Raw genomic sequence first — 13,899 nt, forward strand, 5'->3', positions numbered from 1 at the left:
ATATTCCGGACCGACAGCCCTCACGGTGGGCTGTCGTCCTATCCTAACGGTGGTATCCAAGCCCCGTGAGCGCAGTCGGACGAGAGGAGCGCGGTCCCGTGACGGCCGAAGTAGTGGTCATCATCCCGGCGCATAACGCGGCATCGACTCTGCCCCAACAGTTGGCTGCCTTGGACAAGCAGAGGGGTGCTCCGGACTTCGACGTCGTCGTCGTGGACAACAGGTCGAGCGACGGGACCGGTGACCTCGCCCGAGCGCACGGCGTCCGTGTGATCGAGGCGCCCGACCGCGGCGGTGTGCACTACGCGCGCAACGTCGGCGCCGGAGCCACCAATCAGCGAGTCATCCTCCATTGCGACGCGGATGACGTCGTGGACGAGGGGTGGTTGGCAGCGATGACTGAACAGATCCAGCACTTCGACATCGTTGGCGGTGCGCTGTCCTTCGATCGGGTGAACAGTCAGGATGACGTGGTCGGCCTCAGTCCACCCGCCGCCAGACAACTTCCAACCTGCATGGGCCGGCGTTATGCAGTTGGCGCCAACATGGGCTATCGCCGCACGGTGTGGGAGGCTGTCGGTGGCTTTGACGAGTCTTTCGTGGGCGGCCATGAAGAAGTGGACTTTGCCTGGAGGGCACAGAGCGAAGGCTTTAGCGTCGGCTTCGCACCTCAGGCCGTCGTCTTCTACAGGCAGCGAGGAACACTTGTTTCCCTGTTTCGACAGCGCTTCAGTTATGGCAGCTCCTTCGCCCAGCTCTATTCCAAGCACTCCCACGAGCGGATCACGCGAGTCTCCCCGCGCACCGAAGCTCGCAAGGTCTTGACCCACTTCGGGCGAGGGCCGAAGGTACTCGTCCGGCGAGATACGCGTAGGACGTGGCTGATGCACACTGCGTGGGTGCTGGGTCGGCTCCGCGGTGACCTGCGCTACAAGGTCAGGGCACCGGGCTGATGTCTCAAGACCTGCGGGTAGTCACCCTGACCACGGCACTCCCTCATGCAGCGATCGAGCACGCTGGAGGGAAGTACCTCAACCTACTGCTCGAGGAGCTCGGCCCGGACAAGGTGATCGTTATCGCGCCGCCTCTGCCGTCGGTGGTGCGCGCCGTCGGGCTGCCCGGACACCCGCCCCGCACGATCATCACCCGCCCGCTCCCAGACTGGTTACAGGCACTGGAGAGCAAGGTCCGACGACTGGATCCGGGTATGCCGTCATGGAGCCTGCTGCACTCCCTGCTAAGAGACCGACACATCAAGGCGGCACTGATGGGTGCTGATGTCATCGACCTGCAGTGGCAGGACACCATTCGTCTGTCTCGATTGGTGAGGTGTCTCGCTCCTGCTGCGTGGATGGTCGGCACCTTCCACGACGTGCAGACGCAGAAGTTCAGACGACTGGCCGACCGGGCGTCGGGCCTGCGGCGGTTGAAGTGGCGCGTCGCCGAGCGGATAGCGCGGCGTTCGGAGCGGGTCGGGGCTCGTCTCCTCGACACCGTCGTCGTGTTTAGCGACAAGGATCGCGATCTGCTGCCGTCGAATGCCCCTGCCACTGTCGTCGACCCGCCGCTGGCCCAGGTCGGTGATCGGCAGTGTCACGCAATGCCCGACACGCCTACAGTCGTCTTCGTCGCCTTCTTCATCCGCCCGGAGAATCATGAGGCGGCCATGTGGCTCCTGCGAGAAGTGTGGCCCCTCGTCCACCAGCGCGTACCTTCGGCGCAGCTCTCGTTGGTCGGTGCGGGAAGCACGTCCGAGTTGGCGGCAGAAACTGAGCGGACGGCGGGTGCCTGTAGCCTCGGCTACGTCGACGACCTGGACGATGTCCTCGCAGCGGCGAGCGTGGCCTTGGTCCCTCTGCTGGACGGTGCTGGCGTGAAGTTCAAGACCATCGAGGCACTGCTTGCCGGCGTGCCGGTCGTGACCACCAGCATCGGCGCGGAGGGGATACAGCCGGTCGACCTCTTCTGGAGGGTCACTGACGACACCCAGGAGTTCGCAAATGCCATCTGTGAGGCACTGATTCACCCGGCTGAAGCACAAGCCGTCGCCGACGAAGCCCAGATCGCAGCCACCACACGATACAGCCGCAGCACGTTCAGCAAGGCTGTGTCGTCGGTCTATCGCGTCAAAGCCTCCCGAGCGAGAGCGACGATCGAATCGGCCCACTGATCCCAGTTGAGCAGATCGGCCGCTCGCTGCCGCGCCGCCTGGGAGAAGGATGCCCGGAGGTCGGGGTCCGTCATCGCGGCAAGCGCCTCGACTGCCTGCGCCACCATCGCTTCGCCTGGCGTCACCAAGAAGCCGGTGACACCGTCCTCCACCACAGTGGCGACACCCCCGGTGCGCGCGGCGACTACAGGTAGTCCAGCGTGGGCCGCATCGGTCAACGTCACCCCAGTCGCATTGGCCGTAGCGAGCTCGAGGAGCACGTCGTGGTCCGCGTAAAGCTGGCCCATCTCGGTCGGGTAGAGCCGGCCCCTGCCACAGGCCCACGCCGGCAGCATGTCTGGGTGGTCGCCCACCACGGTCAGCGCGACACGATGGCCGCCAGTCACCATGGACGACACCGCAGTCAGCGCGGCTTCTCCGCCTTTGCGCTGCCAGTCGCTCGCGACGAGCAGAATTCGTAGCTCGCTTGAGTTGCCAGCCCGGCGCCGCGCACCGGTCGTCGCCACTCTGGGGCCGAAGGGCACGACGCGCACTTTGGCAGCAGGCACACCGTAGTCGGTGACGGCCGACGATCGGGCCCACTCACTGGGCATCGCGGCGAAGGCAGCTCGCCCCAGTGCCCGCCGCTCGATGCTCTCACCCTGGCGGCGTGCCGATCGATGAAGGGACGAGTACAGCGGGTAGAAGTCCTGCACAGCGGCGAAGGTCGCGTCACTCACGTGAATGACGGGCACTCCTCCACCCAGGTGGGCGATCTCCTGCGAGGCTGCGACGGCCACGACCACATCCACGTCCGTGGCAGCCAGCTCGGTCGTCAGACGCTTTCCGCGCCGTCGCGCTGTGGCGCTCATGTGTCCGACCAGGAAACGCCGACCCTTCCGGCCATCAAGCAGCCGCATGACGGCACGGTCTGGCAGAGCGGTCCCCCATCCTGCGGTGGAGATGGGGCGGACTGCCGCCCGCCGCGAGAGAGCCTCATGCATGGGGCTGATCACTCCCGACCACGCATGCGGGTCTGAGAAAGCCCACGGCGTGACGAGAGCCACCTTCAGAAGGCTCTCGTCGTCCGCAGAATTTCTCATTGCAACCATCGTTCAGTTCAGCGAGCCGAGCTCGACCAGCCGCGCAAACTCTGGGTCTGAGGCCGCGAGTTCTTGCATGGTCCCGCGACTCTGCAGGCGGCCTTGGGAGAAGAAGAGGATCTCGTCGGCGTCCTTGACGGTCGACAGCCGGTGCGCGATGACGACGACGGTGATCTTCCCGTGCAGATCGCGGATCGTCCGCGTGATCTCGTGCTCCGTTTCGTTGTCCAATGCACTTGTCGCCTCGTCCAGGATGAGGAGCTGGGGGTCCGCATACAACGCCCGCGCGATGCCCACACGCTGGACCTGCCCGCCCGAGAGCCGTGAGCCCGACTCCCCGATCACGGTGTCCAGTCCTTCGGGAAGGCTGGCGACCACGTCGTGCAGTCGCGAGCGGCGCAGGACATCGTCGAGGTGCCTTTCGTCGACCTCGTCGACCGGGTCGGCGAACGTGATGAGGTCCCTCAACGTCGCTTCCCACACATAGACCTTCTGCGAGACCATCGCGACCCTGGAGCGCCACCCGTGCGGATCATCCGCGATGTTGCGCCCGCCCACGCTGATCGAGCCCTCCGTGGCATAGAGCAGGCCCGCCAAGATGTCAGCGAACGTAGTTTTTCCGGCGCCAGACGCGCCCACCAAGGCGACGGTGCTCCCACGTTTGATGGTCGCAGTCACTCCCGTCAGGACGTTGATTTGAGAATCCGGATACCGATACCCGACGTCGCTGATCTGTAGGTCTGAGTCAAGAGTGCCACGCATTTGTCCCTCGGGATCTGAATTGCGGACATCGACGTCACGCTCCAGTTCCTCGAGCTGCTCGGACACCAGCCGCAACGAGGGTCTCGCGCCACGCACACTGTTGGCAGTGGCGACGAGCCTGTTGAAGCACGGAATGATCCTGATCGAAGCCGCAGCGAACACCGCGAGCAGACCAAAAGCCGTGGCTTCATCGCGGGTGCTGAAAAGCAGAAGCGCGACGAGCAATACCCCGAGGATGAGCACGATCTCCAGGACATACTTGGGGGTCTCGGCCAGGAGTGCCGTTCGACTGTTCAATCTAGCAATCTCGCGTCGATTTTGTGTGTAAGCCCCAGTGAACACACGCTCCTTCCCGAAGATCCTCGACTCCCTGAACCCTTCGACAGCCGGATTGATGTATCCCCATGCCTGAGTGTTCAACTCAAGGCTGCGTATGGCATACCGTAAAGCCCATGGCTTGAATACGCGGCTCATCATGATCGCGGCGCCCCCAAACACGACAACCGCGGTCGCGGAAGCGATTGGCGACAGGATTACGAGGGTTGCGAACAGGAAGATGACGGTGATGCCGTCGATGAGGATTGAGATGTAGCCCAGCAGCAGTCCGAAGCCTGTGGGCACCCCACCAGTCACAGCTTGGAGCACAGTCGACTTCGAGCGGCGACGATGCGACGAATAGGTCGCTGACAGGTACCGACTAAGCAGCGAACTCTGAGCAGCAGAGGCTGCCTCTTGAGTGATGGAGATACACCGATACCGCAGCAGCACCGTGACACCGTTCTTGACCACGAAAGCACTGCCCACGATGAGCGCCATGGCGAGGAGGATGGTCGAACGATCGTTCGTGCCGATGACGGGAACCACCCACCGCTCCACAGCGGACGGCAGCCCACCATCGGTCGTGAGGATCTGCATCAGCGGCAGCATTGTCACGATCCCGATGATGTCAAGCGCAGCCGTTACACCAGAGGCCAACACCAGCAGGATGATCCGCCAGCGCATCCGCCACGGAACTAACGTGAAGAGCTGCCGGAGCATTCGTACATCGGCGCGGAACTCAGACTCGGTGACTGCTTCGGGGCTGGTGGCCACGCGTGACCTCGCCTCTCGTCGTGCTCTTCACGGGTTCTTGGGGCTGCCATGCTGCAGCTGGACTGCCAGGAAGTATGTCACGGGATAGTCATGGGCGACGACGTCGCGCCACGGCGAGGTACGAGGCCATCCGGTCACGTGCGGAAAGGAAGGGCCGTACGGTTTGAAGAGCTTGGCGGACCCATTGAGGGTCTGCTCCGAGCTTCGCGGCTGACGCGATGCGGACGAACGCTCTCGGCGCCAGGGTGGCGTCGAGGGATGGGCGGACGCCAAGATGCTTCAGTTCCACACGCGCTTGCCCCTCGATCCACTTTAGATTGCCTGCATGGAACAGCTGCCCGCCCAAACTAGTGGCGACTTCTCGATGGACGGCGAGGGGCCCTTCGTCCACATAGAGCAGTCGCCCTTTCTTGGCTATGCGAGTGTACGAATCGTGGTCTTCATAGGCAATATTCTCGTCGAAACCACCTATGGCACGCAGCATCTCCGTTCGAAACATAACCGTGGGCGCGCAGATCCAATTTCCGTGGATCAGCATGTCTGCAAAAGGATCCTCGGTTGAGATAAACTCTGCCCAGTGCGAGTGCAATTCGTAAAACGTTTCTGAGTAGATGCGGCCGTACTCGTCAGCCCGAAGCGCATCCCCGTAGGAAAGGCCCACGCCGGCGTCGCCCATCGCATCAGCCTGCTTTGCGATACGCCCAGGCATGCTCCAGTCATCACCCGCGAGGTATACGAAAAATGGAGTGTGGACTTGCTCAAGTACCTCGTTGAGCGTTGCAGGCAGTCCCCGATTGACCGAGCGGAGCAGCAGTGTTACCCGAGTTCGCTGGATCGCGTCGAGAGCGTCGTGCCAGTCTAGGATGCGCTGCTGTGTATCATCCGCCGAAGCATCGTCGGCAATGACAATATTGCACTCTTCTTGGTTGAGAGTGGAAGAGAGGGCATCCCATGACGTAATCTTGGTGGTTGTACGATACTATTCCCACGGTGACCCGGGGCTGCGCCTTCATGATGACTCAGCGCTCAGGAGATTGCGACCGCGTCTGGCGACGGCCCTGATTGTCTCGAATGCCTTCAATGCGCGAGGCGAGGAAGTTCTGAATCTCTCCAGGAGAGCGTACCGATGGCGAAGGTCCATAATTTCGTCATGCTGGCTAAAAACGAAAGCAAAGAGATCTTCTGCGTGAGTCTCATAGACACCGATGTTATTGCGGAAGATGTCTGCATGCGCGGAGATGAGCTTTTGGCGATCACTGCCGACTTCAGCGTTCACGCTGCCGGGCCGAATGCGGTAGAAGAAATGTACGGCGTCCAACCGATAAGGCGTGCGACCGAGGCCAAGAATCTTCATAACGAAATCATGGTCCTCCCGTCCGTTGCGCATGCTTTCGTCATATCCTCCGACGGAAGCCCAGTCCGAGGTGCGAAAAAGTGAACATGCGAAGATCATATTGTGGACGAGAAAGGTCTTCCACTCAAAGTCTGGCAGTCCCCAGATGCCGTCGGCATCACTAAATAGGCGAGCACGGCTGTAGGTGACACCGATGCTGGGGTCTGCGTCCATGACCTCCACGGCCTCTGCGATGTAATCAGGCGCGATCAGGTCATCGCTTCCGAGCGGGAAGAAGTACTCAGTGGTCGCACCAGCCAGGCCGGCGTTGATAGCAGCTGACGGGCCTTTGTTCGGCTGACGCACGAGTATGACGTCGCCCTCCGACTCGAACCGTCTAAGGAGATCCAAGGTCACGGCGTCCGTCGAGCCGTCGTCGACCAGGACGATCTCGATGCTGGGGAAAGTCTGAGCCCGAGCTGACCTGAGGCATGTCTCGAGGTACTCGCCTGTGTTGAAGACCGGGATGATGATGCGGACTCGTTTCACGTCAAAGCCCTTCCCTCACATCAGTTCAGTAACTGATTGAGCATCGTAACGTGGTCGGCAGAGGCAGGCCGACCGCTTCGATCTTGGCGGGGCGGAGCACGGAACTGGCGGAACCTGGCGCGGTCATGCCCGGCTCCCTGGATGGGTAGCAGTCAATGATCGAAACGGTGTCAACTTTCCGCCGTCGCCCGCGTTGCTCGGAGACGCTCAGTTCGGCCTTGGTCAACGAGAAATGGTCGCCTGCTTGCTGACATTGTAGGTTCCGAACTCGTCGTGGAACCCTCGCGGTTGGCAGCGGCGTCCTCGGTGACGGTGAGGACGACATGCCATCTCCCTGTAGGGCTCGGCGCGCGGGTAGGGTCAATTCGTGACTCGACTCCTCGTCCTCACGGCGGACCGCGCCAGCGTTGGTCCCTATGGCATCGACAAGATGCAGGATCTGGGCTACGAGTTGGTCGAGGTGCCACCTGCCAACCTTCGAGTCCACCGCAAGGTTCGCGATGTGCTGGAGCACCGCAGCGGACGCCCAATGGACAAGACCTTTCGGTCGGCAAGGAAAGCCGCCGGTGCCGATATCGTTTTCGCCTTCCTTGAGCGTGAGGCTCTAGCCGCCTCCTGGGCCAAGCGACATCGCGTACCGCCCTATTGCAGCAAGCCACTGGTGATGCTGTCGTGCTGGCTCGCCGAAGAACTGCGCACCATGACGCCTGAGGAGCGACGGTCGGTCGTGCGCAGTTACAGTGGAGTCGACCTGATCCTCGTCTGGTCCAGCAACCAGGTGGACCTTCTCATCGAAGCCGGATTCGCCTCAGACCGCGTCGAGGCGATCAACTTCGGGTTTGCGCCAGGGTTCTTCCCACCCGCCGATGTGCGAGCGCGATCGGGTGTCCTGGCGATCGGGGCCGATCGAGGCAGGGACTACGGCACTCTGATGAGTGCGGTTGCCGGCACCGGCATCCAGGTCGACCTCTACGCAGGACAGGGGAACGTCGCTGGCCTGACGATCCCTGACGAGGTGACTTTCCACGGTCGCGTCCCCTACGAGGAATACCGTCGGTTGGTGGCCGCTGCATCCGTCGTCACCGTGCCTACCGTGGAATTGGCCTACCCCACCGGCCAGACAGTTGCCTTGGAGGCAGCCGCCACCGGGGCGTGCGTGATCCTCACGGACACACCCGCCATACGCGAGTACTTCTCGGAAGACACGGCGCTCATGGTCCCGCCGCTAGACGTCGACGGCTGGCAAGGAGCGCTGCGCCTGGTGACTCAGGACCAGAAGTTCCGCGAGAACATGGGCCGGAGGGCATCGGACGATGTCCACGCCAGGTTCACCTATCTGCAGATGTGGCAACAGGTGGATCGGCTCCTGCGGGTCCGCGGCTGGACGCGGCAATAGGTCCGTCAGGCCAAGCACAAGGCCTTCGTCACGCCAAAGCGCGCTCGATGGCTGGCACGAGATTCCCGGCTGTGGGTGGACAATCGCCGCTGGGCTAGGGCGGAGCGGAGGCGGCCGTTCGTGTATAACCCTGCCTACTACGCGCACACCTTCCTCGCGCGCCAATCCCCGCAGACCGGCATCCTGCGCGAGGCCCCAGAAACGCTCTGGGCCTTCTGGCTGGGTGGAGAGTTGTCGGCTGCCCGCCGTGCCTCCCTCTCTGCCTTGGAAGCTCAACCTGGTCTGGAGGTTCGCCTAGTGCGTTCGCCAGATGAAGTGCTGGTGGAGGGGCATCCGTTTCACCCGTCCTTCGAACATCTGCACGCTGTGCATCGCTCCGACTACCTGCGGGCCTACGTGATGCATCACCACGGTGGTGTGTACGCTGACGTGAAGCCATTTACTCAGGCTCTAGCGCCGGTTCTTGGCCGCCTTAACGCAGATGCCACCATCTGGGTCGTTGGCTATCGCGAGATCACTTCCAACTACGTCCCGGATCTGCTCCATGTGCTCGGGGACCACATCCGACGGCACTACCGTGCTGTGATGGGTCCATCAGGCTTCGCCTGTCGCCCTGAGACAGCTTTCACGGCCGAATGGATGCGGGAGTTGCACGCGCGCCTCGACTACTTCGTCGGAGCCTTTGAGGAGGCTGGGGCTCGCGACTGCGTCCCCTACAGCGCCCCTGCTGCGTATCCGATCCGGTGGAGCGAAATCCTGGGTGACATCATCCAGCCCCTCTCGATGAAGCATCAGGCCCACATGCTCCTGACGAATGGGATCCGACCACAACTCAAGCTTTACCGGTAGGTCGCCAGTCTCACCCCAGTGCGTCAACGCTTCAACGCCTCGGAACCGGAATCCGTGTACGTCGGCTCGGCCGCTGACGCTTGTCATCGGGACGGCCTACCCGCGCTGATCCAGTGTGTAGACCTACGCTAAGAGAGTGATCTCCTTTGAGGCAGTCTCGAAACGCTTTGCGGACACCACAGCAATCGATGAGTTGACTCTCGCTGTGCCCGCCTCCGAAGTCACGTGTTTCGTGGGTCCGTCGGGTTGCGGCAAGACGACCAGTCTTCGGATGATCAACCGCATGGTGGAGCCGACATCCGGTCGGATCTTGATCGACGGCCAAGACGTGGCGACGCGCAAGCCAGCAGATCTTCGGCGATCCATCGGCTACGTCATCCAGCACGCGGGGCTGTTCCCGCATCGAACGGTGCTTGGCAACGTGATGACGGTTCCCCGGCTCCTTGGCTGGGACAAGAGCCGCGCGCGGGATGCTGCGATGACTGCCATCAAGAAGGTCGGGCTGACGCCTGCCCAAGCCAGTCGCTACCCGGCGCAGCTCTCCGGAGGTCAGCAGCAACGTGCCGGTGTGGCGAGGGCGCTGGCCAGTGACCCGCAGATCGTGCTCATGGACGAGCCCTTCAGTGCGGTGGACCCGCTCGTCCGCGAGGAACTGCAGCAGGAGGTCCGGAGACTTCAACGCGATCTCGGTATCACCATCGTGCTCGTCACCCACGACATCGACGAAGCGCTCACTCTGGGGGATCAGGTTGCTGTGTTCCGGCAAGGTGGGAAACTCGCCCAAGTCGACACGCCTGCCACCCTCCTCGCCAACCCCGCCGACGAGTTCGTCGAGCGGTTCGTGGGTGGTGTGCTGTCGAAATACGAGCGGTACCACCGGCTCAAGGAGTCCGCTGAGGAGAATCGCTAATGGTCGGCGGTGTGGCGTGGTCGACCATCGTTGAGTTGGCACTTCGGCACCTCTACCTCGCTGGAGTCCCTCTCGTCATCGGGTTGTTGATCAGCCTTCCCTTGGGTTGGTTGGCAGTGCGCTACCGCTGGGCGCTGCCAGGCATCGTGGCCGGCACTGGACTCCTCTACACAATCCCTTCACTCGCACTCTTCATCCTGCTTCCGTTGGTGACGGGGGCGCGCATCCTTGACGACTCGAACGTCCTGATAGCCATGACGGTCTACACGGTTGCACTGCTGACGAGGACGGTGGCGGACGGCCTCCTCTCAGTCCCTAGCGCGACGCGTCAGGCAGCCATCGCCATGGGTTACGGGGAGTTGCGCCGCACACTCACAGTTGACCTGCCGCTCGCCATTCCGGTCATCACCGCCGGCTTGCGGGTCGCGGCCGTCAGCAACGTGTCCATCGTCTCGGTGGCCTCGCTCATCGGAGTGAGCCAGCTCGGCAGCCTCTTTACCCGTGGCTTCAACCGCAATGACCTCGATCCCGTGGTGGTCGGCATCCTCGCCTGCGTGGTCCTGGCCATCGCCCTGGATGTGCTGATCGGCGTGATCTCCCGATTGCTGACCCCGTGGCTGCGGGCGGGTGATGCGCGATGATCCAGCAGACGTTCGCGTGGCTCATCGACCCCGCCTCCTGGTCGGGGCCAGCAGGGATCCTGGCCCAGACGATCACGCACCTGCGCATCTCGATCGTGGCTCTTCTCGTCGCCTCTCTGGTGGCGGTTCCCGTCGGCCTGTACATCGGGCACACGGGCCGGGGCCGATGGCTGGCCATCAACATCGCCGGGGCATTCCGCGCAATCCCGAGCCTGGGGGTTCTGCTCGCGGCGACAATGCTGCTCCTGCCCGTGCTCCGCGGCGAGTTGGCCTTTGAGTTGCCCGTCCTGATCGTCCTCGTCCTGCTGGCGATCCCCCCGATCCTCTCCGGCGCCTACGCGGGGGTCGAATCCGTCGATCCGGCGGCGCGCGATGCAGCGCGAGGCATTGGCATGACAGGCAGCCAGGTGCTCTGGCAGGTCGAGGTGCCGGCCGCTCTGCCGCTCCTGCTCTCCGGCATTCGCTCTGCGATGCTCCAGATCATCGCGACCGCGACCATCGCTGCCATCGTCGGCGTCGGAGGTCTGGGACGGTTCCTGATCGACGGCCAGGCCTCTCGCCGCTACGAGATGATGGCCGGGGGTGCCCTGGTGGTTGCCCTCCTCGCCTTGCTGGTCGACCTCCTTCTTGCCCTCGTCCAGCGGTTCGCTGTCTCCCCGGGATTGCGAGCACCCGCAGCCACGTGAGGGAGGGTATACAGGGATTCAGGTCGCGGTGCCCAGCCATCTCGTGGCACCGTGGGCTGATCAACTCGCGGGAGGAACCACCATGCGTCGCACCTGGATCACCGTCCTGTCCTTGACCACCGCCCTGAGCCTGTCCGCCTGCGGCGGCGGGGGAGACCCGCTGGAGGAGGCGGACGCTCCGGCTGAGCAGGAGGGGGCGGACACGACCGGCGCGGCTGATGAGGGCGCGGGGCAGGTCGTGGTCGGCTCCGCCAACTTCCCGGAGAACGAACTGCTTGCGGAGATCTACGCCGCAGCGCTTTCCGATGCTGGCGTCGACGTGAGCACCCGCCTCAACATCGGCAGCCGAGAGACCTACATGGCGGGCCTGGAGGACGGGTCGGTCGACCTCATCCCGGAGTACATCGGCGGACTCGGCACCTTCCTCAACCCAGACATCACCGCAACGTCCACCGACGATGTGCTGGCCGATGTCGAGGAGAACCTGCCCGAAGGGCTGCAGTTGCTGGAGCTCAGCGAGGCTGAGAACAAGGACTCCATCGCAGTGACCGCGGAGACGGCTGAGGAGCACTCGCTCACCGAGATCGGCGACCTGCAGGACGTCGCGGGAGAGATGACGCTGGGCGGCCCGCCGGAGTTCGAGACGCGACCCAACGGAGTCGCCGGTCTTGAGCGCGTGTATGACGTGGTGTTCGGCTCGTTCAGGTCACTCTCGGCGGGCGGGAACTTAACCGTCCAGGCGTTGGTCAACGGTCAGGTGGACGCAGCCAACATCTTCACGACCGATCCGTCGATCGAGGAAAATGGCTTCGTCGTCCTCGATGACCCCGAGAGCCTGTTCGCCGCTCAGAACATCGTGCCGCTCATCAGCTCCGATGTCGTCAACCCGGCAGTGGAAGAGGCGCTGAACGACATGTCCGCTGCGCTCACCACAGAGGAACTGACGGCGATGATGGTCAAGGTCATCACTGACGGTGAGGACCCGGCGGACGTGGCGCGGGAGTTCGTCGACTCGCAGTGACTTAGGCGCTCTCCAGCCAGCGCATGGTGCGCAGAACTGCTAGGTCGTCGAAGGCTCTTCCGATCACCTGAACGCCGATCGGGCGCCCGTCCGACATGGACGCCACTGGTGCTGTCCCGGCAGCTTGCCCAGTCATGTTCCACGGCATCGTGAAGTTGATGTGCCACATGCCGCGACCTTGTTCGGGGTAAGGCATCGGGAGGTCGGCCGCGGGTGCTGCCTCTGGAGCGACCGGGCTGATCATCAGGTCCAGCCCGCCCGGAGCGGCTCGCGCCCAGGCGGCCACGGTGCGAGATTGCACCTGGGCGAAGGCTGCATAGGCGTCGAGGGCGTCGACGGCTGAGAGACCGCGGGCGCTGGTGACCCAGGCCTGGATGTAGGGCAGCACCTTCGCTTGGGCTGCGGGTGAGAGCCGCTCGAAGTCAGCGAGTGACCGGATGCGCCAGAAGCGGTCGATGCCGTCGAGCAGGTCCTGACCGAGCCAGGGCTTGATCTCGATGATGTGCGCACCTGCGTCCGAGAGCCGGTCTGCCGCGGTCTCGACTGCGGCGACGACTTCAAGCGCTGGGTCCATGCCGTAGCCAGGCTCGGTCCAGACGCCCACCTTCGCGGTGGTCAGGTTGTCCTCGCCGAGTTCCCACGAGGAGTCATCGCCAGGCAGCGAGGTCCAGTCCGCAGGATCTGGCCCAGCGAGGACCGACATGAGGAGCGCGCAGTCCGCGGCCGTCCGAGCCATCGGACCAGCGACACGTCCCAGGTATGGCGCATGCAACGGGATCCGTCCCGCGCTGGGTTTCAGCGTCGACAGTCCGAGCCAGGTGCCGGGCAGCCGGATGGACCCGCCGATGTCGGTGCCGACATGCAGCGGGCCATAGCCAGCGGCGGCAGCGACTCCCGCACCGGAGCTGGAGCCACCCGTGCCCCAGGCCGGGTTGAGGGGCGAGAAGGTCTGCCCGTGCAGGCTCGAGTGTCCGGAGGAGAGCATGCCCCAGTCCGGCATCACCGTGGATCCCAGCACCAGCATCCCGGCCTCGACCACCCGCCTCGCGATCGGGGAATCCGCTTCTGGAACGACCGGCTCCACGCCGGCGCACCCGGCGGGCATCGGGACGCCTGCCCGCGCGATGTTCTCCTTCACCGTGACGGGCACGCCGTCCAGCACAGAAAGGGGTTCGCCAGCTTCCCACCGACGTGTGCTGGCTGCTGCGCGCTCAAGCACTAGCTCCGAGTCATCTCGCAGGTAGAACGCGTTGAGGTCCGGCTCGCGGTCGTCGACACGGGCCAGCACCGCCTCGGCGACGTCGACCGGGGAGAGGTGACCTGCGGCATACCGGGCAGTGAGCTCGGTCGCGGTGAGGTCGGCCAGGGACATGAGTGGACTGTAATGGTCCCGGCGACGCGCCGCAGT

The 13,899-nt window shown here is 63.7% G+C and carries 12 protein-coding genes and 1 pseudogene; 8 read left to right on the plus strand and 5 right to left on the minus strand.

The features are described 5' to 3' along the window. Nucleotides 1–65: 65 nt before the first annotated feature. Together ACQBAT_RS00700 and ACQBAT_RS00705 are read left to right on the plus strand one after the other, a co-directional pair. Nucleotides 66–953, plus strand: coding sequence for a glycosyltransferase (locus tag ACQBAT_RS00700; protein WP_420746299.1), 888 nt, complete (start codon nucleotides 66–68; stop codon nucleotides 951–953). Beyond that, a complete protein-coding gene (locus ACQBAT_RS00705) occupies nucleotides 953–2,170 on the plus strand; it encodes a glycosyltransferase (RefSeq protein WP_420746300.1) in 1,218 nt (405 codons plus the stop codon). Before ACQBAT_RS00700 ends, ACQBAT_RS00705 begins: the two co-directional genes overlap by 1 nt. Here the strand turns inward: ACQBAT_RS00705 and ACQBAT_RS00710 are convergent. The 4 genes from ACQBAT_RS00710 to ACQBAT_RS00725 all read right to left on the minus strand — a co-directional run bounded on the left by ACQBAT_RS00710 (nucleotide 2,119) and on the right by ACQBAT_RS00725 (nucleotide 6,988). Continuing rightward, entirely contained in the window at nucleotides 2,119–3,069 is a 951-nt protein-coding gene (locus ACQBAT_RS00710; protein WP_420746301.1) for a glycosyltransferase family 4 protein, read from the minus strand. The two genes, ACQBAT_RS00705 and ACQBAT_RS00710, sit on opposite strands and share 52 nt — an antisense overlap. A 195-nt stretch (nucleotides 3,070–3,264) precedes the next feature. Continuing rightward, a complete protein-coding gene (locus ACQBAT_RS00715) occupies nucleotides 3,265–5,106 on the minus strand; it encodes an ABC transporter ATP-binding protein (RefSeq protein ID WP_420746302.1) in 1,842 nt (613 codons plus the stop codon). A gap of 88 nt (nucleotides 5,107–5,194) precedes the next feature. Then, nucleotides 5,195–6,067 (minus strand): glycosyltransferase family 2 protein, encoded by an 873-nt coding sequence (locus ACQBAT_RS00720; RefSeq protein WP_420746430.1) that lies wholly within the window; start codon nucleotides 6,065–6,067, stop codon nucleotides 5,195–5,197. Between the two features lie 48 nt (nucleotides 6,068–6,115). After that, the gene (locus tag ACQBAT_RS00725) at nucleotides 6,116–6,988 is read right to left on the minus strand and encodes a glycosyltransferase (RefSeq protein WP_420746303.1); all 873 of its coding nucleotides are present in this window, start codon (nucleotides 6,986–6,988) and stop codon (nucleotides 6,116–6,118) included. A 430-nt stretch (nucleotides 6,989–7,418) separates the two neighbouring features. Here ACQBAT_RS00725 and ACQBAT_RS00730 point away from each other — a divergent pair, with 430 nt between their 5' ends. The 6 genes and pseudogenes from ACQBAT_RS00730 to ACQBAT_RS00755 all read left to right on the plus strand — a co-directional run bounded on the left by ACQBAT_RS00730 (nucleotide 7,419) and on the right by ACQBAT_RS00755 (nucleotide 12,491). Next, on the plus strand, nucleotides 7,419–8,384 hold the full coding sequence (locus ACQBAT_RS00730; RefSeq protein WP_420746304.1) for a glycosyltransferase family 4 protein: 966 nt from the start codon (nucleotides 7,419–7,421) through the stop codon (nucleotides 8,382–8,384). Between the two features lie 120 nt (nucleotides 8,385–8,504). Next, nucleotides 8,505–9,233 (plus strand): hypothetical protein, encoded by a 729-nt coding sequence (locus ACQBAT_RS00735; protein ID WP_420746305.1) that lies wholly within the window; start codon nucleotides 8,505–8,507, stop codon nucleotides 9,231–9,233. A 136-nt stretch (nucleotides 9,234–9,369) separates the two neighbouring features. After that, nucleotides 9,370–10,080: pseudogene (locus ACQBAT_RS00740) on the plus strand (ABC transporter ATP-binding protein); the annotation flags it as partial. A 62-nt stretch (nucleotides 10,081–10,142) separates the two neighbouring features. Continuing rightward, entirely contained in the window at nucleotides 10,143–10,784 is a 642-nt protein-coding gene (locus ACQBAT_RS00745; RefSeq protein WP_420746306.1) for an ABC transporter permease, read from the plus strand. Continuing rightward, nucleotides 10,781–11,470: an ABC transporter permease gene (locus ACQBAT_RS00750; RefSeq protein ID WP_420746307.1), complete on the plus strand. Its 690-nt coding sequence runs from the start codon at nucleotides 10,781–10,783 to the stop codon at nucleotides 11,468–11,470. The genes ACQBAT_RS00745 and ACQBAT_RS00750 overlap by 4 nt, the downstream gene beginning before the upstream one ends. An 82-nt stretch (nucleotides 11,471–11,552) precedes the next feature. Continuing rightward, entirely contained in the window at nucleotides 11,553–12,491 is a 939-nt protein-coding gene (locus ACQBAT_RS00755; RefSeq protein WP_420746308.1) for a glycine betaine ABC transporter substrate-binding protein, read from the plus strand. 1 nt (nucleotide 12,492) lies between these two features. Here ACQBAT_RS00755 and ACQBAT_RS00760 read toward each other — a convergent pair whose 3' ends face one another. Then, nucleotides 12,493–13,863, minus strand: a complete 1,371-nt coding sequence (locus tag ACQBAT_RS00760; protein ID WP_420746309.1) for an amidase — start codon at nucleotides 13,861–13,863, stop codon at nucleotides 12,493–12,495. Nucleotides 13,864–13,899 lie beyond the last annotated feature (36 nt).

It is taken from the genome of Ornithinimicrobium pulveris (assembly GCF_050261105.1).
GTDB lineage: Bacteria > Actinomycetota > Actinomycetes > Actinomycetales > Dermatophilaceae > Ornithinicoccus.

What these genes read in the sequence shown, in the direction of transcription:
- ACQBAT_RS00705 (WP_420746300.1), top strand. Translation starts at nt 953, where the DNA reads ATGTCTCAAGACCTGCGGGTAGTCACCCTGACCACGGCACTCCCTCAT.
- ACQBAT_RS00710 (WP_420746301.1), bottom strand. Translation starts at nt 3,069, where the DNA reads ATGCGGCTGCTTGATGGCCGGAAGGGTCGGCGTTTCCTGGTCGGACAC.
- ACQBAT_RS00730 (WP_420746304.1), top strand. Translation starts at nt 7,419, where the DNA reads ATGCAGGATCTGGGCTACGAGTTGGTCGAGGTGCCACCTGCCAACCTT.
- ACQBAT_RS00745 (WP_420746306.1), top strand. Translation starts at nt 10,143, where the DNA reads ATGGTCGGCGGTGTGGCGTGGTCGACCATCGTTGAGTTGGCACTTCGG.
- ACQBAT_RS00750 (WP_420746307.1), top strand. Translation starts at nt 10,781, where the DNA reads ATGATCCAGCAGACGTTCGCGTGGCTCATCGACCCCGCCTCCTGGTCG.
- ACQBAT_RS00755 (WP_420746308.1), top strand. Translation starts at nt 11,553, where the DNA reads ATGCGTCGCACCTGGATCACCGTCCTGTCCTTGACCACCGCCCTGAGC.
- ACQBAT_RS00760 (WP_420746309.1), bottom strand. Translation starts at nt 13,863, where the DNA reads ATGTCCCTGGCCGACCTCACCGCGACCGAGCTCACTGCCCGGTATGCC.